This window comes from Mycobacterium simiae, assembly GCF_008370645.1.
GTDB lineage: Bacteria > Actinomycetota > Actinomycetes > Mycobacteriales > Mycobacteriaceae > Mycobacterium > Mycobacterium simiae_A.
In genome coordinates this window covers 1-24836 of the sequence record NZ_VTZN01000042.1, presented here as the reverse complement: position 1 = coordinate 24836, position 24836 = coordinate 1, and the positions used below count along the sequence as shown (strand labels likewise).

Genomic DNA, 24836 nt, shown 5'->3' with positions numbered 1-24836 from the left:
CCGACGAAGAGCACCGCCCCGGGCTCCGATTACGGCGGTCTTGGGTGCTGCTTTGCCGCGATTGAAATAATCTTAACCGGGGGGTGGGGGTGCTGCGAACACTTCTTCTGGAGGCTCGATGTAGGGAGCCTGGATGACCTCTTTGCCATCCGGGGAAACCAGAAAAGCTTGACCAGGGGGCCGCCGCTTGACCTTGAACTCGCTCGAGGGGAATTCCTGCTTCTCGCCGGAAAGGAACATTGTCGGTGCTCCCGAGCCGAATGCGGCGCCGACGAACTTGTCCATGGTCGCCTTGTACGCCTGGCTCATCTGACAGGTGACAATGATGTGTAGCCCGACATCTGACGCCGCCGGCAATAACGGTGCCAGTGGCGCCATCGGGGGCATGCCCCCCGCGGCGCCCACGATCATGTGCCAGTCGTCGACCAGCAGCACGATGTCGAATCCGCTCCACCACGAACGCGAGCGTAATTGCGTGGTCGTCAGGTCGGCAGGGGGCAACCGCTTCTTCAAGTTGGCCGCTAGCGCTTGCACGGCCTCGTCCAGACTAGCGCTGTTGCGGTTGATCGCGCCGGCGGCAAGTAGATGGGTCTCGGGTACCGCGTCCAGCAGCCCGGAGCGGTAGTCTGCCAGCATGAACCGCACTTGGTCGGGACTATTGCGGGCGCAGATGGCCCGGGCGATCGCGTGGGCGATGGTGGTCTTGCCTGATTTGGCCGCGCCGAAAATCAACAGGTGCGGGTTGGCATGCATGTGCGCGTGCGCTACCGACAGATCGGTTTCGCGCAACCCGATCGGAATCTCCCAGCGGGTGCGGTAGTCCGACTCTGGACCGGGGGGATTGGGGTCGAGCTCGTACAAATGAATGCGCTCTGGCAGGACCCGGACCGGGGGCGCCTGTTCGGTGTGTTGGGCGGCAATCTGCGCCACCGCTGCGGTGATCGCCTCCACGATGTTGTCGGTCCCGTGCACGCCGTCCAGGCGCGGCACCCCCATCATCAAGTGGTGCTTTTCCATCGACACCGCTCGGCCCGGACGATTCGCCGGGATCTCCCGCGCAATGCGGTCGATCTGGGTTTCGTTGACGTCGCCGAGCCGGAATTCGATCTTGGTGCCGAGGTAGTCGCGGACGCGGGACTTGAGTTCTGTCCAGCGCGGGGTGGAAATGATCACGTGCACGCCGAACGACAACCCCTGTGCGGCTAAGTCTTGGACCTGTGCTTCCAGATCGGGAAACTCGCTGACAAACGCCGGCCACCCATCGATGATCAGGAAGACGTCGCCGTACGGGTCGACCGCGACGGGCTGGTTCGGATTGTCGCGCAGCTGCCGGTACATCGCAATCGAGCCCACGCGATGTTCTTTGAACGTGGCTTCTCGCTGCCGAAGCACAGACTGCATCTCCGCAACCACCCGGGCGACCTTGTCGGGCTCGGACCGGCTCGCCACCCCGCCGACATGCGGCAAGTTCTCCAAGTAGATCAGGCCGCCACCGCCGAGGTCGATGCAGTAGAACTGGACGTTGCGCGGTGAGTGCGTAGCAGCGGCCGACATCACCAGAGTCTGCAGAAGTGTCGACTTCCCGGTTTGTGGTGCGCCACCGATGGCAATGTTTCCACCCGCACCGGAAACGTCGACGCCCCACACATCCTGGAGGTGGCGGCGCGGCTCGTCCATGATTCCTAGCGCGAAACGTAGTGATTCGTGCCGATCGCGGGCGACGAGTTCGTTGAGTGGGGTCGGATCGGTCAGCGGCGGCAGCCACATCTTGTACGCGCGTGATTCGGCGGTGCTGAGCTGGTCGAGGATCACCTCCCGCAACGTTCGCACCTCGGTTTTGGGAGCGTTCATGATGTCAGCACTTCCTCGAGGACCGGCGCAGCCGTGAACGGTCGGGTTCGTAAGGCTTGTTTGGGGATCTGCGGGCCGGCCTTACCGCCGTCCCCGCTGGTATCGAGCCCGGCCGGTGGGACGTACGGCCCGCTGATGTACAAGGTGCTGAACTTGACGGGATCCTCCATGCCAACCCGGAGAAAGCCCACGCCGCTTTCCTTATTGGTGATGTACACCGCTTCCGGAGTTCCAATCACCGCCTTGGATTCGTGAGAGCTGGTGGTACGCAAAGCAATACGGTAGGTGAGGTTGGGTTCGAGCTTGTCGATACGCGCACCGCCGGTTTGCAGCGACTGAGTGGCCAGCAATAGATGCACGCGCAGCGACCGGCCTACGCGGCAGATCCGGTCGAACAGGCCAATGAAATCCGGATGACTTTGCAGCAGCTCGGCGAACTCGTCGACGACGACGAAAAGCGTGGGTAATGGCGGGAGATCGGCGCCGCGCTCACGATACTTTTCGTACTCGGCTACACCCGAGAGGGCCCCGGACGCACCGACCTGCATCCCGGCCTGGCGCAAGATGGACTGCCTACGGTCGAGCTCGCCGGTCAACACTTCACCCATCCGGCTGACAAGTTCGGCTTCCTCGGCCATGTTGGTGACGACGGCCGCGGTGTGCGGAAGCTTCTCCATCCCCAGGAAGGTCGAGCCGCCTTTGAAGTCGGTGAGCAGTAGGTTCACCTGATCGGGATGGGTCTGCGCCACCAACGAGAGGATCAGGGTACGCAGGAACTCGGACTTACCCGAGCCGGTGGTACCGATCAGCATGCCGTGCGGCCCGGCACCGAACTCCGCGCCCTCCTTGATATCTAGGTACATGATGTTGCCGGTCTTAAGTTCGTGACCGAAGGCGATCTTGAGCCGATCACGGTCGGTGTCGGTGTACATCCGCCAGCGGGAGGGAACGATCTCCTCGATGCTTTTCGCGCCGACCAGCTGGTGCCATTCGCTGGCCACCTTCTTCTGCACGCGCGAGGTCTTATCCAGGATGGTGCCGGTGATAGACCACCCGGCGAGCTTGCGGGCAAGGCGGGCGGCCTGATGCGGCGTCATGGCGTCGGCGACCGACGTCACCAGGCGAAACTGCTGACCGGGCAACCGGTCGTCGGCGGTGCCGTCCTCAGCGACGCGAATGCGGTAGGCCGAGCCGCGGTGGTTACCCAGTGTGAGCAGCGTGACCCCAGCCCTGCCGTCGGGCGGGAATCCCGCCTTGCCGCCGGTGAGGTCGACGACGACGACGTAAGGGCCGGTGGGCAGCGTGTCGGGTGCGTGTGGCCCGCGCGCAGCCAGATCGGCGAGCCCGTCGGGGCGAGTGAAGATCATCCGGACCGACCCGGCGCCATCGGTTTCCGTCTGATGCTGAACATGGGGCAGCCATTTGAGCCAGGACCAATCAGGGTCTTCGGGCTCCTCGGTGAGCACCCGGATCTGCAGCAGGTCCGGCGGATGGAAAACCGCCAGATGACAGATCATCGCCGTCAGCAACCGGTCCGCACCCGGGCGGGCGCCACCAATCGCGATCGTCGGAAAAGTGCGCAGTTGCAACAGTTTCGGACACTCGTGGATCAGCCCGTGGGTGCGGAGAAACTTGACCACCCACATGTGGCTGACCGGCTCGAGATACGGCTGGGGTGCTGCGCTCGCAGCCGCCAGTTCGCCGCCGACGGCCGGCTTCAGCAATCGATCCACCGCCGGCTGGTCACCAATCCCGAGACGGGTGGCTGCATAGAAGTCGCTGTTGGCCGGCCGCGACCACTGCCGCTGGGTGCCGACGAGGGATAACAGATCGTCGGGATGGGGTGCGTGATAACCGAAGAACGCCACCTGCGAGGTGGCCGAAGACGTTACGCGACCGCGGAGTCCCCCCAGATAACGCAGGTATTCCTTACGGTCGGTGTTGATTTCGGGCACTTTCTTGCCGCCGCCGCCGGTTCCGCCGGCCATGGTGCCAACCATCATCACGATCATCATCAGCGGCATCATCAGCATGTACGGCGACAACTGCCGGCCGCCGGCGAACATGATGGCGATCATGCCGAGCATGGCGCCACCCATCACGTAGGGCAGGATCTTCTGAACGCCCGAGGGCGGGATATCGATACCCAGATCATCGGGTGGCGTGAGGCTGATCTCGCCCGGAGTTAGCCGGGGGCCGCGGGTGATGGTCGGCGTGAATTTCTTGGTGGTCATCAGGGGACTCCGGGTGATCCGGCGGGAATTTTTCGGGGACTCGGATCGGCGGGTAGCGTTTCGTGCTCGAGCAAAGCGGCGTCTTTGGACAGCACCGGGCCGTCAACCAGCAACCGGACAATCTCCCATGGCGCGGTTTTCGACGACCCCAGGCCCAGCGCCTTGGCGGAGTCTGCGTTCGGCACGCCATAGCGCACCCCCTCTGGGTCGATGTAGTACATCGATTCGCCGTAGCGGGGATCGGGGGACTGCAACTGCACGAACTTGCCGCCGTCGATGTACACCGTCGCGGTGCCTTGGATCTGCTTGATTCCGTTATTCATGGCAGACGGTGGGATTGGTAAATGCCGTCCGGACAGGATCATCGTCTTGGGTGCCTGGTCTCCGGCGCCGCGTTCCCACATCCAACACAGGGTGGGCTCGTCTGGCCGCGACATGATCTTGAGTTGCTCGTTAGGCAGCGGAGAGGAATAGACCCGTTCGGGGATTCTGACGACCAGGCTCGGAACCACCGCGGGCGGTGCAACCAGCCCGTGCGACTGGGTCGCACGCAGCGCCGCCGCGGTCGTAGCGTTTACCGCGGCGATGCCGTCGGGCAACACCACATAGTATTGCGGCCCTTTGTCGGTATGGATCTGGAAAACCGAGCCGATCACCAGGTCGTCAGGAAGCCCGACAGTATTCGGAGTTCCCGCCCCGGGTATCGGGGGCAGTTGCCAGGCTCCCAAGGCGGGCAGCGCATTGAACATGCCCTCGGAAATCGGGACCGGTTGGGCGGTAACGGGTATCCCCATCGCCGACGTGAGGGCACGGTCGCTCAAGTCGATCGAGTGGCGCCCCTTTGCTGTGACGATCCAGTTTCGGTCCTGGTATGTCACCAGCATCGCTTCGTTCGCTTCAACCGGGTTTATCGACGAGTCGATCAGAAGTGGCATCACTAAGACCGACGTTTGTACCGAGGCAGAGGCGGTGCCGGCGCGGGCTACGGTGTCGCACAGGGTCCAGACCGAACTGGTGCCCCCCGAAACCGGTGTCGCATACGGGGCGCCGGGAATGCCGATGATCTGGCCCAGCGCCATCTTGCTCAATTCGGAGGACTTCACGGTTGCGGGGTTGGCCGGGTTGCCCAGCACCAGCCGCGCTGAGGTCAGGTTGTACACCGGATGCAACTGACCCGACAGGATCACATACAGCTGGTTGGTCGCGCGGTCGGTGAGAAGGCTGCTGCCGCCCAGCTTTCCCTGCGGTTTGAAGAAGGCCAGCAGCCCTGCCCCAAGCAGGATCAAAACCGCAATGACGATGCCCAGCCCGACCGAGCGGCTGTAAAACTGCAGCGGATCGTCGAACATGCGGGTGTCGCGCCGCACAATGGCGTGCTCGACGCGGCGGAGCAGGAAGCGCCAGCCGCTAACCTGAACCTTGGTGGTCAGGCGAAGCCCCATGTCTCACTCTCTCATGTTGAGGTGTGCGTGCACCGAGGCGATCGCCTCGTCCATGTCCGCGCCGTTGATCTCTTGTAGTCGGTCCACGTCCAAAGATTCGATGTCGAGGCCCTGCGCCAGGCGCATGTCGCGGTACTGCTCGGCGGCCTCGACCAATTGCCGCGCGTAGCGGCCGTTCCCCGCGATGTCGAGGGCCGCTCGACCGCGTAGCGTCCGCTCGTGCAGCATTTTGGCGGCTTGCAAGAGCTCTTCGGCCGCTTCCGGACTCAGCATTGAATCATTAGCTTCGGCAATGACTTTCGCGATTTCGAGGAGCTCTTCGGGGGTATAGGTGTCGAATTCGATGCGGGTGGCAAAGCGGGACCTGAGGCCCTCGTTGGTTTCCAGTAGCCGGTCGATGTCGTTGCTGTAACCGGCGATGATCACCACCAGTCGGTCCCGGTCGTTCTCCATCCGGGCCAGCAGGGTATCCATCGCTTCCTGTCCGAACGGGTCGGTGCGCCCGTCTCGTTCCTGTACCAACGTATAAGCCTCGTCAATAAACAGCACCCCGCCCAGGGCGTGGTCGATCGTCTTGGCGGTCTTCACCGCTGACTGCCCCTCGTACTCGGCGACGAAGTCTTTGCGGGACGTCTCGACGAGTTTGGGTTCGGCGATGACACCCAAGCCGGCCAGAATGTTGGCTACCACTCGCGCGATGGTGGTCTTGCCGGTACCGGGCGGCCCGGTGAAAATCATGTGCTTGCTGGGCTGGGCGACCTTCATTCCCTTGGCGGCGCGAACGCGGGCCATCAGGGTCGCCGCACGGTATCTCTCGATCTGGGCTTTGACCCGAGTGAGTCCGATCTGGCGGTCCAGTTCGGCTTGGGCTTCGGCCAGCAGCTTTTCGCGCCCGGAGTTGTCGGTCACTACGCTGGACGGATCCCATGGGTCCGATCTCGAGGCGAGCTGCTCGGCGTTGGTCGTCTTCAGGCGATACGACGGATCCTTCAGTGCGGCAGCAACTTTCGGATCCGGGTGGGTGGTCTGCAACCATTCCAGCAGTGCCAACGCGGCGTCTTCGTTGCCCTGGGCGCGGCGCGCCATGGCCAGGTACCAGGCGATGGTGCGTGCGCACGCTTCGCCGGCCGGCGAGTCGTTTGCTTCGGTGAGTCGGCGTTCGGCTTCGGTGAACAAGCCGAGATTCGCCGCCGCAACACCGTGTGCGACGCCGGCGGCGCCCGCCAGGAACTTGTCCGGCCATTTCCCGCCGCTCTTGACCTCGTCGATCACGTCGGTCCAGCGCTCTGCGGCGCCGTAGATCACGGCCTTGAGCCACGACACCAGATGCTCGGAACCGGCGAGCGCGCTGGCCTCGATAGCCTCCAGCGCGTCGGCGTAATTACCTTGCGCTGCTTCGGATGCGGCGAAGCCCATGGTGATGGCTAGCGGTGACGTGACGGGGTAGGTGATGTCTCCGTACAGTCCGCCAATGGGAACCCGGGCGCCCAGCGTGCTCATCGAGATCTGTGCCGAGCCCGCCAACCGTCCCAAGTTTCTGCGCGAATACCAAGCGCGAAACAACGTCACTCGGTCAAGGTCGTCGCATCGAATTCGACCGACCCACGCATCGCAGGCCGACTCGTCGTCATTGGTGATCTCGGTGAACAGGTCCAAGGCTCGTGCCTCCGACAGCGGCAACATGCCGACGGCACTTTCGAACAGACCGGCCAGGCGATCAGTCATGTATCACCGTTCGTTGTACCGAGAGGTGTAATCGACCTCGTAGCGGGTGGCAAACACCTCGGCCTCGGCCGCGGCCGCCTCCTCGGGTGTCGGCAAATTCAGCGTCATCTCGACGAACTCGCGGAGCAGGGCGTTTTCCTTTTCGTCTTCGCCCGTCATTTCGCTCATGCTCTCCATCATGAAGGTGTGCTGGGCGGCCCGCGCTTTCTGTCGGGCCAAGTCCGCGATGACGAAGATCTCTTCGGCCAGTCCGGATTCCGTCATGCTGGACGCCTTGTCCGTCACCGAGATCTGTTGGACCCGCCCGTCCATCATTGCCGTTACCGACACCGAGCCTTGTGGGTTGGTCACTGTGAACAAGGCCAGGTCAGGCTCTTCTTCCTGCTCGGTTAGCCCGTGCAGGGCGTCGAGGTCGGCTCCAGCTTCTGCTGGCTCGGCCGGCGGCGCGTATTCATTCAGCGCCTCCAGGGCGGGCTCCTCGGGGGCACCGGGGGAGAAATCGAGCGCGTCATAATCGTTGCTGCCGTAGTCGTTGCCGGGCAGGTCCACTGTGGCGTCCCTTTCTGAACTCGTGGCGGGGAGATTGAGCAGTCATCCTCGGGACGAGGCTTGGGCGTGATCCGAGGTGTGATCTAACCAGGAGCCGGCTGGGAGAAGGTCCATCAGGCCGTCCAGTGCACGCTGCAGATTCTGCGGGGTGCCCGGGAGGAAGCTGCCGTACAGCTCGCCGCCAACCAGGCGGGGCAGTGAGACCAGCCGGCCGTGCGCTGAGTCGAGGACGCCGGCCGCCGCTTTGGTGTGCGTGGTCGTGCCGCCGGAGTGGCGTTGGCTCGCGACGATTTCCACCCAGCTCTTCGGATCGCTCACGATCTCGGCGTAGATGCGGGCGGTGGTTGGCGCGACGCCATGCCGTGCCAACTGAGCCGCGGTGGTGCACTCGGCCAGTTCGCTCGCCATGCCAGTCAGCGGTTCGACGTTCGCTGGCTCCGCGGTACCCAGTACGGCTGTCACCATGCCCGCTAGACCAACTCGGGGAGCGACCACCTGGAGCACCAGCAGATCACCATTGCGCACTGCGATAACATGGCGATCGTCCTTGCGGCACACCACAAATCGCACCATTACGCCACCGATGTCACGGCGCCACCAGCGCGCCTCGAGGGTCCGGTCCGGCCTGCTGAGGGTGTCGACCATGGATGCGACCGCCGGATGTGGGTAGCCGTTGTGGTCCAGCACGCCTTGCACCGCGAGATCGCGCCGCACCTGATCCCAGACGAGGTCTCGCAGATCCTCCTGCGGGATGTTCGGCCGGATCCCGAGTGTGACTGGGAAATCGACCAGGTGCAGCCGGTCGGCTATCACTAACATGCCGTCGATGGTCACTTCAACGCCGACGACGTCGTCGACGCGGCCCGCGCGACTGGTAGCGAGCGGACCGGTCATGTCAGCCGAAGATCTTGTCGATAACGCCGGCCAGGCCTTGGTCGGAGTTGAGGTAAGCGCCCGCAGCCGAGAGCAGATTATTGGCCAGGCCGCCGGTGACCCCTTGCAACCCTACGCCGGTGCTGTTACGGGTGGTCTCGAACTCTTGCAGGGTGTCGTTGAACTTTGACGTGAACGAACCGTGGGTGATTTGGACTCGCTGGCTGATTCCGCTGACCACCGAGGTGGCCGATTTGAGTTCGCCGACGATTTCGTTGTGCATACCCGCCAGTACCTTCAGGAAAGACGGTACGACGCCGAGTATTCCTGTCATGGGGTAAACCTTCCTTTACGATTTCTTTTTACTCGCTGTAGCTTTGGCTCGCTATGGCTTTGGCGGCAGGCATTAAACCAGTCCGCTAGGCGCGGGCCTGGGGGGAGGCCCCTGCCGCTGTTGGCCGCCGGCGGTCCCACCATCGATCGGAGCACGCTCCACACCGGCAGCGGCTGCGGCGGCCCCGTCCTCATCTTCTTCCCGCTTGTCGCTGACGAGGGTGGCCTGTTGCTGGCCGCCTTGCTGGGCTTGTGAGGAGATCATCGATGCCTGTTGACCGGCCATGCTGCCCAGTTGGCCCGGGCCGCCGCCAGCGGCCACGAGGTGCTGCAGCTGACCCATGGTTGCCGTGAGTGAGCCAACGTTGGGCAGCTGGGCAAAGCTCAGCAGGTCGGTGAAGCTCAGGCTGGGCAGGCCGGCGAAGCCGCCCAAGAAGTCGGGCAAGGCAGCCAGCTCAGTCCAGGTGGGCAACTTGCCCAAATTACCCACGCCCGGGATCAAGTCGGTCAGGCCCGGCAAGCCCGGGAACAAGTTGGGGATGTTGGGCAGCCCAGGCAAGTTCGGGAACCCCGGGATGGGCAGGTTCGGGAAGGGCGGCAAGCCTGGGATGGACGGCCATTCGAATTCGGGCAGGCCCGGGATCGGCAAGTTGATGTCGGGTATGCCGGGGATGTCGGGCAAGCCCGGGATGTCGGGCAAGCCCGGGAAGTCGGGCAAGCCCGGGAAGTCGGGCATCTTGGGCGGCCACTCGAAGTCGGGCAAGCCCGGGATGTCAGGCAGGCCGGGGATGGGAATATCGGGCAGTTTGGGCGGCCAAAGGTCGTCGATAATGCCAGGGATGTCGGGTATGGGCAGCCCAGGGAACTTAGGCAGGGTCGTCAACATCTCGAGCAGCCGGCCGAGAAGCCCCTTCAGGTTGGTCATGTTCATCAGCGTCATGATCGTGAGATAGAGCAACGCACCACCGACGACGCCCATGGCAAGCCCGCACATGGGGATGGCGATTGCCCACGACAGGGCCGCGCCGATGATCCACACTTTTTCCAGCGCCTTGCACGCCTTGTAGACACCGTCGACCATTTTCTTCATCGCCCGCAGGACGTCTCGCGTGTTCGAGACGTACTTGGCCTGATTCGAAATCAGGTTTCCGGTCAAATAGTCGACGTCGCCCATCACCTTTGCGCGAAGTTGCTGCGCAATGTTCTGGTTCAAATAGGCGTCAGCGGCTTGGCCGATCCAGTTGGTGCCTGGAATGGTGAGCCCCATCCGGTCGCTGATTTGTTTGAACAGCGTCGAACCCGAGTTGAAGATGTCGCCCGGGTCGGGGATGCCCTCCCCTAGCAAGAGCAACTGGCCCCAAATGAAGTTACTTGTCGTCTTGCAAAGGTCGCTGCCCTTCATTTCTTTCCTTACGCTCGCTGATCCTGTGCCCTGTCATTTCTCCGTGCACCTTTACACCGCACGTTGAGCTTAGCAGCGCCTCGATGGGGGTAGATGCACGAATTTTTTGGCCTGGCGGGCCTTTTCGCGCGCACCGCGCGCAGGACGACACAATAGAATATCGGGGCAACGGCAACGTTCCCCGGTCGATCGGACACGAGCGCTGCACTGTGTGACGGCACCCGGAGCCAACCTCAATTGATTTGACGGATGAGCGCTTCGATCGCGTCGGCGGCTTCGGCTGGCAAAGCTTCCTCGGCTTCAGCGCGGACGATCATTTCTTCTGCCACTCCGGCCGCTTGCGCGGTTTCCGAAGTGGATAGGTTTGCGCGCCGGCGCGCGGCGTATAGACGCTGCGCCAGGGTGGCGCCCGGGGCGGTCGCTCCTAGCGTCATCAATTTGTCGTGGTAGCGGCGCACTGCGCCCAACGCCTTGATCAGTTCCGGAGTAATTCGACTGATGCGAGTTGCCTGAACGGCAATCCCCTCCAGCTGGCGCAAATCGGCAAGGATCGGCGCCGCTCGCTCGGTGAACTCCGAATCTTCCGGTGACGGCAAGGCGGCGATCGCCAGGCTGCAGGTGTCGACGGCAGCAGCAACCGCCTGCGCGATTAGTGACGCCGGGCCGTCGGCCGGCAGTACTTCCGGATTTGCTTCTCGGGTTTGGGTGCCGGTCTGGGGGGCAATCGGCTCACCTTGCCGAATGCGTGCGATGGTCCCGGGCGGCCATTGCAGCACTTCTTCGAGCTTGGCGCGAGTCCGTTCGCGGGGCCAGCTGCGGCCCTTTTCGAAGGCGATCAACGCGCCCGCATTGATGATCCCGTCGGCCGCGAGGCTGCGTTGACTGATGTCGAGTTCGCGACGGCGGGCCGCGGCGACTGCTCCGGCGCGGACGATGCCGGGGTCAAGTTCAGTGTCTTGGCCGTCCGAGTGGTCAGCTGATTGCTGTTGACGGAGCTGCTCTTCAGGCGAATCTGACGGCCTGACGACTTCGAAGGTCAACGCCCTGCCTCCAGTGGGATCGCCGAACCGGACGATGGTCTTGTCGCTGACAGTCACCGAGCCTTTGCGTCGTCCGCCAACGAACATACCGCCAGGGCCGTTGTCGACGATCCGCCACTGTGCATCTTCGGACACCGCCGCCAGCTGGGCAGGTGATCGCTCTGGGCCATCGATCAGGACGCCGGCCCTGGCGACGCGGCCGCCGGCCGTAACGCCATGACCTAGTGCGATGGCGCGCCACGGCTCGCCGCTGTGCACGACCGGCAGAGCCGGCCGGGCAGTCGACTCGGCCTTAGGCATCGGCGTTGTTTCCTCGCTCGCGGGTACGGGTGCGGGCAGCAGCGCTCGCCTTCCGCTCACCAACACTGACCAACATCCTAACCGTTGCACCCTTCGAAAGCCATGCCTTCGCTACGTTTTCCAAATCGTGTCGGCCTAGCCCTCGCAACCAAGCCTACCACCATCAAAGTGGGCCGACGCTACGGTTTAGCTTACCTGGCGGCGACACCGTCTAGCACAGTTTCTGCGTGGGTGCGTTCTTCTCGTAGTCGGACAGAGCGCATGCACAGCTGATTCGCAGCAGGTATCCCCTGGTAATTGCGAAAAATCGAGCTACGCTGTCAGCGCGCTGGCGGTAGTTGTAGCGCCGTGCGGTACGGCGTTCCCGACGAACTGTTGCACTGCAACGGTTAGTGCTATATGCTTCCGGTCAGAGGTTACAAACCTGCAACGCTTTATTGAGGAGCCGCAACGATATGACCGCAACAGCTCTGTACGAGATCCCGCTGGGCGTTTGCACGCAGGACCCCGATCGCTGGACGACGACTCCCGACGACGAGGCCAAGACACTGTGCCGGGCCTGCCCGCGGCGGTGGGCGTGTGCCCGGGATGCCGTCGAGTCACCAGGTGCGGAAGGACTCTGGGCAGGCGTTGTGATTCCCGAAGCCGGCCGGGCGCGGGCGTTCGCGTTGGGCCAACTGCGGTCCCTGGCGGAGCGCAACGGTTTCCCTGCGCGCGAACGGGTGATCGCCCAGTCGGCATAACGTCCACACCCGAGCCGCTGCTTCGAGGGGTCTGCGGTGCGGTGGTGGCAGCTGTAGCGCCGTACACAGTGCGAGGAATCGTTTGATTCCTCGCACTGTTTGCGTTGCGGCAGGTCCGGACGATTGTCCACGCGTATCAGTGCGATGATGCCGAATGGGATGGAGGTGGCCCATGCGATACGTACGCAAGGAAGCCGTGCACGCTCCCGCTGCCCGAGTTTGGCAGCTGCTCGTCGACGTCGAGGGCTGGCCGGCCTGGACTGAGTCGATGCGCCAGGTCGAGCGTCTGGGAGAGGGTCCGTTGACCGTGGGCAGTCGGTATCGGGTGACGCAACCCAAGGGCCGACCGATGGTGTGGACGGTCACCGAACTTGTGCCGATGCGCAACTTCACCTGGGTAGCTCAGCAACCCGGGCTTTCGATCACGGCGGTGCATTGCATCGACGACGTCGGGGACGGGGTGCGGACGACGCTCGAGTTGATCATGACCGGACCATTGACATGGTTGGCCAACCTCACCGCGGGGTCGCGAGTTCGCTCGTACCTCGATATGGAAAGCGCGGGCCTCAAAATGGCAGCGGAGTCGGGTTGATCTCCCTAGCCGGCGGTGGCATGGACATCGTCGCCGGGGACAAGGCGGTCTGCTGGTACTCCGCGAGCTCCTTTTCATTGGGGCGCGTCGCGAAATACTCCACGATGGTGGCCGCGATCTGGAGAAATCTCAGCCGCGTTGATGGTGCCATTTCCCGATTCACATCGATGACGCCACCGGGCCGTAGGTGAGGATCGAAGGGCACCTCGACAACCCGCTGTCCATGCTCGACGAACTCGCGTGCCAGCACTGAGCGGGTGCGCTTGTCAGAGTGTCCGTCCGAGTCGTTGAGCACCAGGATGCTGCGGTGCAATAGATGGGTAAGCCGGCGCCCCGAGAGCCATTCCATCGTTTTTGCCGCAGCGGAGGCCCCGTCGGCCCACGGCGAGGATACGACGATCAGTGCGTCCAGGTCGCGTAGCACTTCTTGGGTGAGCGGTGCGTCCATCGTGGAGCCACAGTCGATGACTGAGATTGCGAAGTGGCGGTCCAGCCGCAGGGCGGCTTCCCGATAGATCGCCGGGTCGAGCACCCGGCGCCCACCCACCGCCGCGTCGCCGGGTAGGACGTGTAGGCCCGCGCAGTTACGACCAAGGCGGGCGACCACATCGGCGAACGACTGCAAGTTCTTGTCGGCGGTCAGATCCCAGAACGAGCCGCTCGCGGTCGGGTCGATCCTGCTACTGAGCCGGCCGAAGGCGGTGTCGGCGTCAATCGCCACTATGCGGTCCTGCAGGCGCAACTCAGCCAGGAGGGACCCGACGCTGGCAGCGACCGAGGTCTTGCCAACTCCGCCCTTGCCCAGCACGCCGACTTTGTGGTTACCGTGCAAGACGGTGCGGATGGCCCCTTCGAATTGCGCCGCCTCACGGTGCGCAGCCGACGGTCGGGGGTTGATCCGACCGAAGGACGCCATCTCAACCAGGCGTCGCCAGCCGCGGTTGGCCGGTCGACGGGCAGAAGTGCGCGCGGGCGTGGCAGCTGGCTTGGCTTCACGACGTGGTGGGGAAACGACGTCGGGTTGTGCTGGGTGCGGAGCACTCTCGGACTGCGGCGGTGCCGCTGCTGCTCTTGCGGGTGCTGCGGTAACACGCGGCGGCGCGGCGGGCGGAGATGGCGCCACCGGTGTGTGCGGGGTTGCCGCCGGCGGCGGGGAAGGTGGTGACGTGGGTAAAGGAGGTGGCGCCGGCTTTGGTCCGGGTGCTCGGGGAGGGGACGGCGGAGCTCTGAATTGTCGACCGGCCTGTATTGTCCCGGCGACGCTGGGCTGGCTTGCCCGCATGCGGTCGCGCAGGAATATTTCACGCTCGTTCATAGGTTCCTTCGCCGAATAGGGTCGATGGTGACTGGTCAACTCCGGACACGATCAGTATCCGTCTCAGTATCGTGCGCCCGCCGGTTGCCGAGCTGGGTCGGATCACGGCCCGAGCTGGCAGTTACCACTACACTTTGCGGGGCGTCTGGCGGGCGGATTCCGAGGGGGAAACAGCGCGTGACAATGCGGTCGATCGCTGGCCGCGCTGCGACTGCGGCCTGACCGGCGGGCGGGTTACCATTAGGGAAGTTGGCATGTCAGGCGGGTTTTGTCATATCGTTTTACGACTTGTCGAGATCGGTTTCAGGGCCACCGTTCAACGCTGCACGGACGAATCCTTGACCGAATCATTCCGCATGACGGACAGCCTATCGACAAGTCCGACGGGGTCAATGCTCGCGACCTCAGGGCGTGGCGCCGTCGGAGCCGCTGGTGAGGCCGCGCAGGACAGTCTGCTGAAGGGTTAGGTGGGTATGGCGCCCAAGCGCGTCGGGCTCTACAACCCCGCATTCGAACATGATTCGTGCGGGGTAGCCATGGTCGTGGACATGCACGGCCGGCGCAGCCGCGACATTGTGGACAAGGCTATTACTGCGCTGCTCAACCTGGAGCACCGCGGTGCTGCCGGTGCCGAACCACGCAGCGGCGACGGCGCCGGGATTTTGATCCAGGTCCCCGATGCCTTCCTGCGGGAAGTCGTGGACTTCGAGCTGCCGGCTCCAGGTAGCTATGCCACCGGCATCGCCTTTTTGCCGCAGTCGTCCCGGGATGCCGCAGCCGCCTGCGCCGCGGTGGAGAAGATCGCCGAAGCCGAAGGCCTGCAGGTGTTGGGCTGGCGGAACGTGCCCACCGACGACTCCTCGCTGGGTGCGCTGTCTCGCGACGCCATGCCCACCTTCCGTCAGGTATTCATGGCAGGCGCTGCTGGCATGACGCTAGAGCGGCGCGCCTACGTGATTCGCAAGCGCGCCGAGCACGAACTCGGCACCAAGGGGCCGGGCCAGGACGGCCCCGGCCGCGAAACCGTCTACTTTCCGAGCCTGTCCGGACAGACGTTCGTCTACAAGGGCATGCTGACCACCCCGCAGCTGAAGGCCTTCTACCTCGATCTGCAGGACGATCGGCTGACCAGCGCACTGGGCATCGTGCACTCGCGGTTCTCCACCAACACCTTCCCGTCCTGGCCGCTGGCTCACCCGTTCCGGCGGATCGCCCACAACGGCGAGATCAACACCGTCACCGGTAACGAAAACTGGATGCGGGCCCGTGAGGCTCTGATCAAAACCGACGTGTTTGGGTCGGACAGCGATCCAAAAAGTATCGAGAAACTGTTCCCGATCTGCACCCCGGGAGCCTCCGATACCGCGCGCTTCGACGAGGCGCTCGAACTGCTGCACCTGGGCGGGCGCAGCCTGGCCCACGCGGTGCTGATGATGATCCCCGAGGCGTGGGAGCGCCACGAAAGCATGGACCCGGCCCGTCGGGCGTTTTACCAGTACCACGCTTCGCTGATGGAGCCGTGGGACGGCCCAGCGTCGATGACGTTCACCGACGGCACCATCGTGGGCGCGGTACTGGACCGCAATGGTCTGCGCCCATCGCGGATCTGGGTCACCAAGGACGGCCTGGTAGTGATGGCTTCCGAGGCCGGCGTGCTGGACCTGGACCCGTCGGCGGTGGTGCAGCGGATGCGGCTGCAGCCGGGGCGGATGTTCCTGGTGGACACCACCCAAGGCCGCATCGTCTCCGACGAGGAAATCAAAGCCGAACTGGCAGCCGAGCACCCGTACCAGGAATGGCTGGACCGCAACCTGGTTCCGCTGGACGCATTGCCGGCGGGCAAATATGTGCGGATGCCCCACGACCGGCTGGTCATCCGGCAGCTGACCTTCGGCTGTACCTACGAGGAACTCAACCTGTTAGTGGCACCGATGGTGCGCACCGGTGCGGAGCCGATCGGGTCGATGGGTACCGATACGCCGATCGCGGTGCTGTCCCGGCGTCCCCGGATGTTGTACGACTACTTCCACCAGTTGTTCGCTCAGGTGACCAACCCGCCGCTGGATGCCATCCGCGAGGAGGTGGTCACCAGCTTGCAGGGCACCACCGGCGGAGAACGTGACCTGCTCAATCCGGACGAGAATTCTTGTCACCAGATCGTGCTGCCCCAACCGATTCTGCGTAACTACGAGCTGGCCAAGCTGATCAACCTTGACCCGGACACCGAGGTCAACGGACGCCCCCACGGCATGCGGTCCACCGTCATTCCGTGCCTGTACCCGGTCGCCGAGGGCGGTGCCGGACTGGCCGCGGCATTGGCCGACGTACGTGCCCGGGCGTCGGCGGCGATCGCTGACGGCGCACGGGTGATCATCTTGTCCGATCGCAACTCCGACGAGCAGCTGGCGCCGATACCGTCGCTGCTCGCGGTTGCCGGGGTGCATCACCACCTGGTGCGGGAACGGACCCGCACCCATGTGGGTCTGGTTGTGGAGTCCGGTGACGCCCGCGAGGTCCACCACATGGCCATGCTGCTCGGCTGCGGTGCCGCGGCGGTGAACCCCTACCTGGCGTTTGAGTCGATCGAAGACATGCTCGATCGCGGGGTCCTGGACGGTGTCGGGCCAGGGATCGACCGCAAGAAGGCGCTCAACAACTACATCAAGGCCGCGGACAAAGGCGTGCTGAAAGTGATGTCCAAGATGGGCATTTCTACGCTGGCGTCTTACACCGGCGCACAGCTATTCCAAGCCGTCGGCATCTCCGAGGAAGTGCTCGACGAGTACTTCACCGGGCTGACGTGCCCCACTGGGGGCATCACGCTGGACGACATCGCCGCCGACGTCGCCGCCCGCCACGCACTGGCCTACTTGGACCGGCCGGACCAGCGCGCGCACCGCGAGCTGGAGGTCGGTGGTGAATACCAGTGGCGTCGCGAGGGTGAGTACCACCTGTTCAACCCCGAAACTGTGTTCAAGCTGCAGCACGCCACCCGTAGCGGGCAGTACCAGATCTTCAAGGAGTACACCCGTCTGGTCGACGACCAGAGCGAGCGCATGGCCTCCCTGCGCGGCCTGCTCAAGTTCCGCGCAGGGATGCGTCCGCCAGTGCCGTTGGACGAGGTGGAACCCGCAAGCGAGATCGTCAAGCGCTTCTCCACCGGGGCGATGAGCTACGGCTCCATCTCCGCCGAAGCCCACGAGACGCTGGCCATCGCCATGAACCGGCTGGGCGGTCGATCCAACAGCGGTGAAGGTGGCGAGGACGTCAAGCGCTTCGAGCGTGATCCCAATGGTGATTGGCGTCGCAGCGCAATCAAACAGGTCGCCTCCGGACGGTTCGGTGTGACGTCGCACTACCTGACCAACTGCACCGACATCCAGATCAAGATGGCCCAGGGCGCCAAACCCGGTGAGGGCGGCCAGCTTCCGGGACACAAGGTGTATCCGTGGGTCGCCGACGTTCGGCACTCCACGCCCGGGGTGGGCCTGATTTCACCGCCGCCACACCATGACATCTACTCCATCGAGGACTTGGCGCAGCTCATCCACGACCTGAAGAACGCCAATCCTTCCGCGCGGGTGCATGTCAAGCTGGTCTCCGAAAACGGGGTAGGGACGGTCGCGGCTGGAGTTTCTAAAGCACACGCTGACGTGGTGCTCATCTCGGGGCACGACGGCGGCACCGGCGCGACCCCGCTGACCTCGATGAAGCACGCCGGTGCGCCCTGGGAGTTGGGCTTGGCCGAGACCCAGCAGACGTTGCTGCTCAACGGGTTACGTGACCGGATCGTGGTTCAGGTGGACGGCCAGCTCAAGACGGGCCGCGATGTGATGATTGGTGCGCTGCTCGGCGCCGAGGAATTCGGCTTCGCCACCGCTCCGCTGGTGGTAGCCGGCTGCATCATGATGCGGGTGTGCCATCTCGACACCTGCCCAGTCGGTGTAGCCACCCAGAATCCGGTACTGCGCGAACGGTTCACAGGCAAACCCGAATTCGTGGAGAATTTCTTCATGTTCGTCGCTGAAGAAGTTCGGGAGTACATGGCGCAATTGGGTTTTCGCACCTTCAATGAGGCCGTCGGCCAGGTCGGATCGCTGGACACTACGCTGGCGCGCGCCCACTGGAAGGCGCACCGCCTGGATCTCACGCCGGTTCTTCATGAGCCGGAGTCGGCCTTCATGAATCAAGACCTGTACTGCAGTTCGCGCCAGGATCATGGTCTGGACAAGGCCCTTGACCAGCAGCTGATCGTGATGAGCCGGGAGGCGCTGGATTCCGGTTCACCGGTCCGGTTTTCGACGGCCATCAGCAACGTCAACCGCACCGTTGGCACCATGCTCGGTCACGAAGTGACGAAAGCCTATGGCGGCCAAGGCTTGCCGGACGGCACCATCGACATTACGTTCGAAGGGTCGGCCGGTAACAGTTTCGGAGCCTTTGTGCCCAAAGGGATTACGCTGCGTATCTATGGCGACGCCAACGATTACGTGGGCAAGGGCCTATCCGGGGGCCGAATCGTGGTGCGGCCATCGGACAACGCGCCGCCCGACTATGTTGCCGAAGATAACATCATCGGTGGCAACGTGATTTTGTTCGGCGCCACCAGCGGCGAGGTGTTCCTGCGCGGCGTCGTCGGTGAAAGGTTTGCGGTGCGCAACTCTGGTGCGCATGCCGTGGTAGAGGGTGTGGGCGATCACGGGTGCGAGTACATGACCGGCGGCCGGGTTGTCATCCTGGGCCGGACCGGCCGTAACTTTGCCGCCGGTATGTCGGGGGGTATCGCCTATGTGTACGACCCCGACGGTGAACTACCCGAAAACCTCAACACCGAGATGGTCGAGGTCGAGACACTCGACGTCGACGACGCGGACTTCCTGAACGGCATTATCGCGGCGCACGTGGATGCCACCGATTCCCCTGTGGGGCAGCGCATCCTGGTCGACTGGCACGATCAGCAACGGCACTTCGTCAAGGTGATGCCGCGCGACTTCAAGCGGGTGCTGCAAGCGATCACCGAAGCCGAGCGCGACGGCTTGGACGTTGATAAGGCGATCATGGCGGCCGCACATGGCTGACCCGACCGGATTCCTCAAGTACACCCACCGGGAATTGCCGCAGCGACGGCCGGTGCCGCTGCGCCTGCGTGACTGGAAAGAAGTCTACGAGGAGTTTGACAACGACACCTTGCGACAGCAGGCGACTCGGTGCATGGACTGCGGTATTCCTTTCTGCCACAACGGATGTCCGTTGGGCAACTTGATCCCCGAGTGGAATGACCTGGTGCGTCAGGGCCGGTGGCGTGACGCGATCGAACGGCTGCACGCCACCAACAACTTCCCGGACTTCACCGGGCGGCTGTGTCCAGCGCCGTGTGAGCCGGCATGTGTGCTTGGTATCAACCAGGACCCGGTGACGATCAAGCAGATCGAGCTGGAGATCATCGACCATGCCTTCGACGAAGGCCTCGTCGAGCCGCTGCCGCCGCACGAGCTGACCGGCAAGACGGTTGCTGTCGTCGGTTCTGGCCCGGCCGGCCTGGCCGCCGCCCAGCAACTGACCCGCGCGGGACACACAGTGACCGTCTTCGAGCGTGACGATCGCATCGGTGGCCTGCTGCGCTACGGCATCCCCGAATTCAAGATGGAAAAACGCATCCTCGACCGGCGGCTGGAGCAGATGCGGGCCGAGGGTACCGAGTTCCGTGCCGGAGTCAACGTTGGCGTCGACCTCACCGGTGATCAGCTGCGCGCCGATTTCGACGCGGTGGTGTTGGCCGGTGGCGCGACCGCCTGGCGCGACCTCCCCATTCCCGGTCGAGACCTGGATGGCATCCACCAGGCGATGGAATACCTGCCGTGGGCCAATCGGGTGCAGGAAGGCGATGACGTGCTGGGGCCGGACGGGGAGCCGCCGATTTCGGCCAAGGGCAAGAAGGTCGTCATCATTGGCGGCGGCGACACCGGGGCTGACTGCCTGGGCACGGCGCACCGCCAGGGTGCAGCCAGCATCCACCAGTTCGAGATCATGCCCCGTCCCCCGGACACCCGCGCCCCGTCAACCCCATGGCCGACCTACCCGCTGATGTATCGGGTGTCGGCGGCCCACGAGGAAGGCGGCGAGCGGGTGTTCTCGGTCAACACCGAGGAGTTCGTCGGACAGCACGGGCACGTGACGGCGCTCAAGGCGCACGAAGTCACCATGCAAGACGGAAAATTCGGCAAGGTTGAAGGTTCTGAGTTCGAACTCGAGGCCGACTTGGTTTTGCTGGCGATGGGATTCGTCGGCCCGGAGCAGCCAGGCCTGCTCGCCGACCTGGGCGTCAAGCTCACCGACCGCGGAAACGTGGCTCGCAACGACGACTTCGAAACGTCGGTGCCCAGTGTGTTCGTTGCCGGTGACATGGGTCGTGGCCAGTCGTTGCTCGTTTGGGCGATTGCTGAAGGCAGGGCTGCCGCGGCGGGGGTGGACCGCTTTCTGATGGGCACCAGTGCGCTCCCGGCCCCGATCGGGCCGACAGCTGCGCCGCTTCAATAGTCACACCAGTCACAGCAGAAACATGGCGGGCATGCGCGGCGCGTCGCCTCTTGTTTGCCAGCTGCCGGGTGTCTAATGAGCGGTTGTGGGATTCGTCACATCCGGGTCCCGGTTGAGTTATCCGATCGCAGGGAGTGTCACTGTGCGTAGCAACCCAGTACCTCGGTCACGGATGGGACGAATCGCCTGGTCCTGGTTTCGCCATCCAGTAAAGAGTCATGAGTTTCCGGCCAAGCACGAGCGCCTTGCCACCGCGGACGAGCTGCTGCGCTTCGCGACATGATAGGCCCGATGGTGTCCTCGACCGTGCACCGCAGGTTTGCTCAGCTTTATCAACTTGTGATCTAGGCCGGAGGCGGAAAGCAACTCAGCACTGTGGTCGACACACCGACTTCCTCGCCGTCAAGCCCGCGGCAGTTTTGCCGCACGGATCAAGGGTCAACCGGTGTCCCGTCCCATGCCCCACGGCTGTTGTCAGGTGCGCCCAAGCTGGGCCCGGCTAGCGCCGTCCTGTTCTTGGTGAGTAATTCCCAACTGCTGGCCCAGCGTGTACCGGCGGTGCCGGCGTGGTTGCACTCTTGGTGGGTCAGCTTGTCAAGGATGTGGCTGGGGCGGCCCAAGAGCCGTCTAGTTAGTCGATAGATCGCCCCGGCAGCCGTTGCCGGCCCGCAGTGGATTCTGAGCGGCCCGCGGCGCAGTGCGGAAATGGTCGCTCGGCGGCGATACGCCCGCGGACTCCGGGGTGGTTGCATACCTGCCAATGGGGCTTAGTTTACCTGTCAATATTCTGTTTGCTTTATTCCAGCTTTGTGATCGCAGTATTATGCCTTGAATACTGCATAAACATACGGCTGAAGCCCATTCAAAGGGCGTGAGAAAACCAGCTTTCCGTTGCGCGGCGGCAGGGAAAAATCTGGCGCTAGTAGGGGGATGGCATGTGCTGTTTCGAGGGTTGTGCTGCAAAAACCCAGTTTAGCGGCACTGGTAAGCAATCGGCGCGCGGTGTTCATCGATTGCGGAAAAGCGGAGATTCATATCGATTCTGCGTGAATATCAAGATCCGAAGACGACCGAGTAATGAGCGTCGCGATGGCGGAGTTCGCGTGTCAAGTATCAAGTTGAAGTTCAGTAATAGTGTTTGCTGTGGTGCGCTCCGAGTCGGGGCGCTGATGAATGAAATGTGGGCCGCGGGACGTCAGGCATCGCCGATCTGGTCGGCAGCGATCCGTCCGGCCATGGTGGTCGGTCACAAGCTCAGGGCTGCCTGAGGCAAAACCGATGATTGACTATGGGGCGCTGCCGCCGGAGATCACCTCAGGCCGGATGTACGTGGGTGCAGGCGTAGGCCCGATGTTGGCTGCGGCGGCGGCCTGGGACGAATTGGCCATCGAGCTGCAGTGCACGGCGGCGTCGTACCGCTCAACGATCGAGACGCTCACGGTGGGGTCGTGGCTGGGATCATCCTCGGTCGCGATGGCGAGCGCGGCGGCGCCCTATGAGGCGTGGATCAGCGCCACGGGCGCTCTGGCCGAGCAGGCGGCCACCCAAGCTAAGCTCGCTGCGGGAGCCTATGAGACAGCGTTTGCGGCCACCGTGCCTCCGCCGGTGATCGCGGCCAACCGCGCCACGTTGGTGGCGTTGATCACCACCAACTTCTTCGGGCAGAACACTGCTGCAATTGCGGCTACAGAGGCCGAATATGCGCAAATGTGGGCGCAAGACGCCGCCGCGATGTACACCTACGCCAGCGCGTCAGCAACGTTCACTCAACTCACGCCCTTCACGGAGCCGCCGTCGACCACCACTTCGACAGCGGCGCTTACGCAGTCGACAGCCATCGTGGGCTCGACCGGGCAGCTGTCGCAGTTGGTGGCCGCCGTCCCGCACGCGCTGAGCAGGATGGCAACCACTGCGGCGGCGTCGCTGACAGCCGGACACGATTTCCCACCGCCGTTCCCGTTGCCGACGTTGCCGCCGTGGCTCGCCCACGACATAGCGAATTGGGACACCATCATGTCGGCGTTGACAGGGCCATATTCCCTGCTAGGTGTGTCCAACATCCCTGGTCGTCCGTTCCTGCTGTTCGGTCGGTTATATGCGTTCGCCCAGACCGGGCAGAGTTTCCAAACCCTCTTCGCGCCCGCGAAACCGATCACCGGAGCGTTGGCGCCTATCGCTGACTTGCTGACACCGCAGTTAAGCGCAGCCAATGTCGGCGCGAATCCAGTATCGGGCGTAGTCGGGCGCGCCGCCCTGGCGGGAAGTCTGTCGGTGCCACCGGCATGGACCCAGGCCGTCGCCGCTTCGCCAGCCCCGGCCGCCGTTGCGACGGCAGTACCGGTGTCTGCGCCCGCTGGCCAGGCGGGAGTGTTTGAGCAGATGGCCATGTCAAGCATCGCGGGATGTGCTTCCACGCACAGCTCGGGAACCGGCGGCGGTGCGGCGCGCCCAGCTGGCGACGCCGACACCGAGGCAGATCCTGCCGCCGCCACGATCATTGTGATCCCAGCATTCGACGACTGACACTGTGGTATGGGGTGCGTAGGTTTACGGCAAGGAAACTCGTCCGAGCGGGTCATCGTGCTCTCCGGCGCGGTCTTCGAGAGTAGTTGAACCTCGGGTCAGCGACAGCGCGGGCAAGTGCCCGACGTGCCGCCGCCGGGTGGGCGGCGAGCTGAGGCCGGGCCGAGCAGGTTGTGGACTGTCTAGCGCACCAAGCCCGGCTTTAGTCGCGCCGCCACGAGCGCAACTAAACTGGAGTGAACGATGAGCTATGCACTCGGAGTCGACACCAAACTCACGCTGCTGGCGGCCGGACTGATCTTTCTGTTGGCGCTACTGCTTGGGGTGTTCGTCGAACTCAGCGCCTGGCCGGCCTGGGTCAACACCACCGCCGCGATGGCGGTGGTGTTCTTCTTCGTGGCAGCCATTGGAAGTTACATACTGCACGGCGCCCGGCGCGATACCGAGAACCAGTTCGACCCTCCGGCGCCGGGAACCGAACTCGGAATGGTGCTGCTCATTCTCGGCGAGATAGGAGGTTTCTCAGTGGTTTTCGCCGGATTTATCGTCGGGCAGTTGAGCTAGATGGACCCAGTCTTCGCGTTGCGCCAAATCGCCTACTACAAAGACCGCAGCCGCCACGATCCCAGACGTGTCATGGCCTATCGCAACGCCGCCGACATCATCGAGAAATTAGACGACGCCACCCGGCAGCGGCACGGCCAGGCCAACAGCTGGCAGTCGCTGCCGGGCATCGGACCCAAGACCGCAACAGTCATCGACCAGGCCTGGTCCGGTCGCGAGCCCGACCTGCTCGTCGAATTGCGCTCAGCAGCAGAAGATCTCGGTGGGGGCGAGGTCCGCGCCGCGCTGCGCGGTGATCTGCACCTCCATTCGAATTGGTCGGACGGGTCGGCGCCGATCGACGAGATGATGGCCACCGCGGCAGCCCTGGGCCACGAGTATTGCGCCTTGACCGACCATTCACCGCGGCTGACAGTCGCCAACGGGTTGTCGCCGGAGCGGCTGCGTAGACAACTCGCCGTGATCGACGAACTGCGCGAGAAGCTCGCCCCCATGCGCATCCTCACCGGCATCGAGGTCGACATCCTCGAAGACGGCAGCCTCGACCAGGAGCCCGAGCTGCTGGAGCGGCTCGACATCGTGGTGGCCAGCGTGCACTCGAAGCTGTCGATGGATTCGGCCGCGATGACCCGGCGGATGATTCGCGCGGTCTCCCATGGTCACACCGATGTGCTGGGTCATTGCACGGGCCGGCTGGTCTCCGGCAACCGCGGCATCCGGCCGGAATCGACGTTCGACGCCGAGGCGGTGTTCAGCGCGTGCCGTGACCATGGCACCGCGGTAGAGATCAATTCTCGCCCCGAGCGCCGGGGG

Annotated in this window: 17 protein-coding genes; 7 read left to right on the top strand and 10 right to left on the bottom strand. The window is 63.9% G+C overall.

Going from position 1 to position 24836, the window contains the following annotated elements; all coding sequences use genetic code 11:
- Positions 1-72: 72 nt before the first annotated feature.
- The 9 genes from eccCb to F0Q45_RS09310 form a co-directional block, all read right to left on the bottom strand.
- Positions 73-1851 (bottom strand): type VII secretion protein EccCb, encoded by a 1779-nt coding sequence (gene eccCb / locus F0Q45_RS09350; protein ID WP_149653683.1) that lies wholly within the window; start codon positions 1849-1851, stop codon positions 73-75.
- Positions 1848-4085 (bottom strand): type VII secretion protein EccCa, encoded by a 2238-nt coding sequence (eccCa, locus tag F0Q45_RS09345; protein WP_149653682.1) that lies wholly within the window; start codon positions 4083-4085, stop codon positions 1848-1850. Before eccCa ends, eccCb begins: the two co-directional genes overlap by 4 nt.
- Positions 4085-5527 (bottom strand): type VII secretion protein EccB, encoded by a 1443-nt coding sequence (gene eccB, locus F0Q45_RS09340; protein WP_149653681.1) that lies wholly within the window; start codon positions 5525-5527, stop codon positions 4085-4087. Before eccB ends, eccCa begins: the two co-directional genes overlap by 1 nt.
- A gap of 3 nt (positions 5528-5530) precedes the next feature.
- Complete coding sequence (gene eccA, locus F0Q45_RS09335) at positions 5531-7252, bottom strand: type VII secretion AAA-ATPase EccA (RefSeq protein ID WP_149653680.1); 1722 nt, start codon at positions 7250-7252, stop codon at positions 5531-5533.
- A gap of 3 nt (positions 7253-7255) precedes the next feature.
- Positions 7256-7801, bottom strand: a complete 546-nt coding sequence (locus F0Q45_RS09330; protein WP_149653679.1) for a DUF2694 domain-containing protein — start codon at positions 7799-7801, stop codon at positions 7256-7258.
- Positions 7802-7843: 42 nt separating this feature from the next.
- Positions 7844-8695 (bottom strand): ESX secretion-associated protein EspG, encoded by an 852-nt coding sequence (locus F0Q45_RS09325; RefSeq protein WP_149653678.1) that lies wholly within the window; start codon positions 8693-8695, stop codon positions 7844-7846.
- 1 nt (position 8696) lies between these two features.
- Complete coding sequence (locus tag F0Q45_RS09320; protein WP_149653677.1) at positions 8697-9008, bottom strand: ESX-1 secretion-associated protein; 312 nt, start codon at positions 9006-9008, stop codon at positions 8697-8699.
- A gap of 72 nt (positions 9009-9080) precedes the next feature.
- Complete coding sequence (locus F0Q45_RS09315) at positions 9081-10409, bottom strand: EspA/EspE family type VII secretion system effector (protein ID WP_149653676.1); 1329 nt, start codon at positions 10407-10409, stop codon at positions 9081-9083.
- A 233-nt stretch (positions 10410-10642) separates the two neighbouring features.
- The gene (locus tag F0Q45_RS09310; RefSeq protein ID WP_188112852.1) at positions 10643-11749 is read right to left on the bottom strand and encodes an FHA domain-containing protein; all 1107 of its coding nucleotides are present in this window, start codon (positions 11747-11749) and stop codon (positions 10643-10645) included.
- Between the two features lie 455 nt (positions 11750-12204).
- On the opposite strand from F0Q45_RS09310, the gene F0Q45_RS09305 reads away from it, so the two are divergent.
- Together F0Q45_RS09305 and F0Q45_RS09300 are read left to right on the top strand one after the other, a co-directional pair.
- Entirely contained in the window at positions 12205-12492 is a 288-nt protein-coding gene (locus F0Q45_RS09305) for a WhiB family transcriptional regulator (protein WP_262490930.1), read from the top strand.
- A gap of 172 nt (positions 12493-12664) precedes the next feature.
- Positions 12665-13084: an SRPBCC family protein gene (locus tag F0Q45_RS09300; protein WP_149653673.1), complete on the top strand. Its 420-nt coding sequence runs from the start codon at positions 12665-12667 to the stop codon at positions 13082-13084.
- Here the strand turns inward: F0Q45_RS09300 and F0Q45_RS09295 are convergent.
- Positions 13059-14399 carry a MinD/ParA family ATP-binding protein gene (locus tag F0Q45_RS09295; RefSeq protein ID WP_188112851.1) on the bottom strand — a complete coding sequence of 447 codons (1341 nt, stop codon included), beginning with the start codon at positions 14397-14399 and terminating at the stop codon, positions 13059-13061. The genes F0Q45_RS09300 and F0Q45_RS09295 overlap by 26 nt on opposite strands.
- 473 nt (positions 14400-14872) lie before the next feature.
- On the opposite strand from F0Q45_RS09295, the gene gltB reads away from it, so the two are divergent.
- The 5 genes from gltB to F0Q45_RS09270 all read left to right on the top strand — a co-directional run.
- A complete protein-coding gene (gene gltB, locus F0Q45_RS09290; protein ID WP_149653671.1) occupies positions 14873-19477 on the top strand; it encodes a glutamate synthase large subunit in 4605 nt (1534 codons plus the stop codon).
- Positions 19470-20936 carry a glutamate synthase subunit beta gene (locus tag F0Q45_RS09285; RefSeq protein WP_149653670.1) on the top strand — a complete coding sequence of 489 codons (1467 nt, stop codon included), beginning with the start codon at positions 19470-19472 and terminating at the stop codon, positions 20934-20936. Before gltB ends, F0Q45_RS09285 begins: the two co-directional genes overlap by 8 nt.
- A 1278-nt stretch (positions 20937-22214) precedes the next feature.
- Positions 22215-23459, top strand: a complete 1245-nt coding sequence (locus F0Q45_RS09280) for a PPE family protein (RefSeq protein ID WP_149653669.1) — start codon at positions 22215-22217, stop codon at positions 23457-23459.
- A 243-nt stretch (positions 23460-23702) separates the two neighbouring features.
- A complete protein-coding gene (locus F0Q45_RS09275; RefSeq protein ID WP_149653668.1) occupies positions 23703-24023 on the top strand; it encodes a hypothetical protein in 321 nt (106 codons plus the stop codon).
- Positions 24024-24836: PHP domain-containing protein (locus F0Q45_RS09270; protein ID WP_149653667.1), on the top strand; the 813-nt coding region annotated here is incomplete at its 3' end. It abuts the gene before it with no gap.

Excerpts from the sequence above, each read along its gene's own strand:
- eccCb (WP_149653683.1), bottom strand. The coding sequence starts at position 1,851 with ATGAACGCTCCCAAAACCGAGGTGCGAACGTTGCGGGAGGTGATCCTC.
- eccCa (WP_149653682.1), bottom strand. The coding sequence starts at position 4,085 with ATGACCACCAAGAAATTCACGCCGACCATCACCCGCGGCCCCCGGCTA.
- eccB (WP_149653681.1), bottom strand. The coding sequence starts at position 5,527 with ATGGGGCTTCGCCTGACCACCAAGGTTCAGGTTAGCGGCTGGCGCTTC.
- eccA (WP_149653680.1), bottom strand. The coding sequence starts at position 7,252 with ATGACTGATCGCCTGGCCGGTCTGTTCGAAAGTGCCGTCGGCATGTTG.
- F0Q45_RS09325 (WP_149653678.1), bottom strand. The coding sequence starts at position 8,695 with ATGACCGGTCCGCTCGCTACCAGTCGCGCGGGCCGCGTCGACGACGTC.
- F0Q45_RS09320 (WP_149653677.1), bottom strand. The coding sequence starts at position 9,008 with ATGACAGGAATACTCGGCGTCGTACCGTCTTTCCTGAAGGTACTGGCG.
- F0Q45_RS09315 (WP_149653676.1), bottom strand. The coding sequence starts at position 10,409 with ATGAAGGGCAGCGACCTTTGCAAGACGACAAGTAACTTCATTTGGGGC.
- F0Q45_RS09310 (WP_188112852.1), bottom strand. The coding sequence starts at position 11,749 with ATGCCTAAGGCCGAGTCGACTGCCCGGCCGGCTCTGCCGGTCGTGCAC.
- F0Q45_RS09305 (WP_262490930.1), top strand. The coding sequence starts at position 12,205 with ATGACCGCAACAGCTCTGTACGAGATCCCGCTGGGCGTTTGCACGCAG.
- F0Q45_RS09300 (WP_149653673.1), top strand. The coding sequence starts at position 12,665 with ATGCGATACGTACGCAAGGAAGCCGTGCACGCTCCCGCTGCCCGAGTT.
- F0Q45_RS09295 (WP_188112851.1), bottom strand. The coding sequence starts at position 14,399 with ATGAACGAGCGTGAAATATTCCTGCGCGACCGCATGCGGGCAAGCCAG.
- gltB (WP_149653671.1), top strand. The coding sequence starts at position 14,873 with ATGGCGCCCAAGCGCGTCGGGCTCTACAACCCCGCATTCGAACATGAT.
- F0Q45_RS09285 (WP_149653670.1), top strand. The coding sequence starts at position 19,470 with ATGGCTGACCCGACCGGATTCCTCAAGTACACCCACCGGGAATTGCCG.
- F0Q45_RS09280 (WP_149653669.1), top strand. The coding sequence starts at position 22,215 with ATGATTGACTATGGGGCGCTGCCGCCGGAGATCACCTCAGGCCGGATG.
- F0Q45_RS09275 (WP_149653668.1), top strand. The coding sequence starts at position 23,703 with ATGAGCTATGCACTCGGAGTCGACACCAAACTCACGCTGCTGGCGGCC.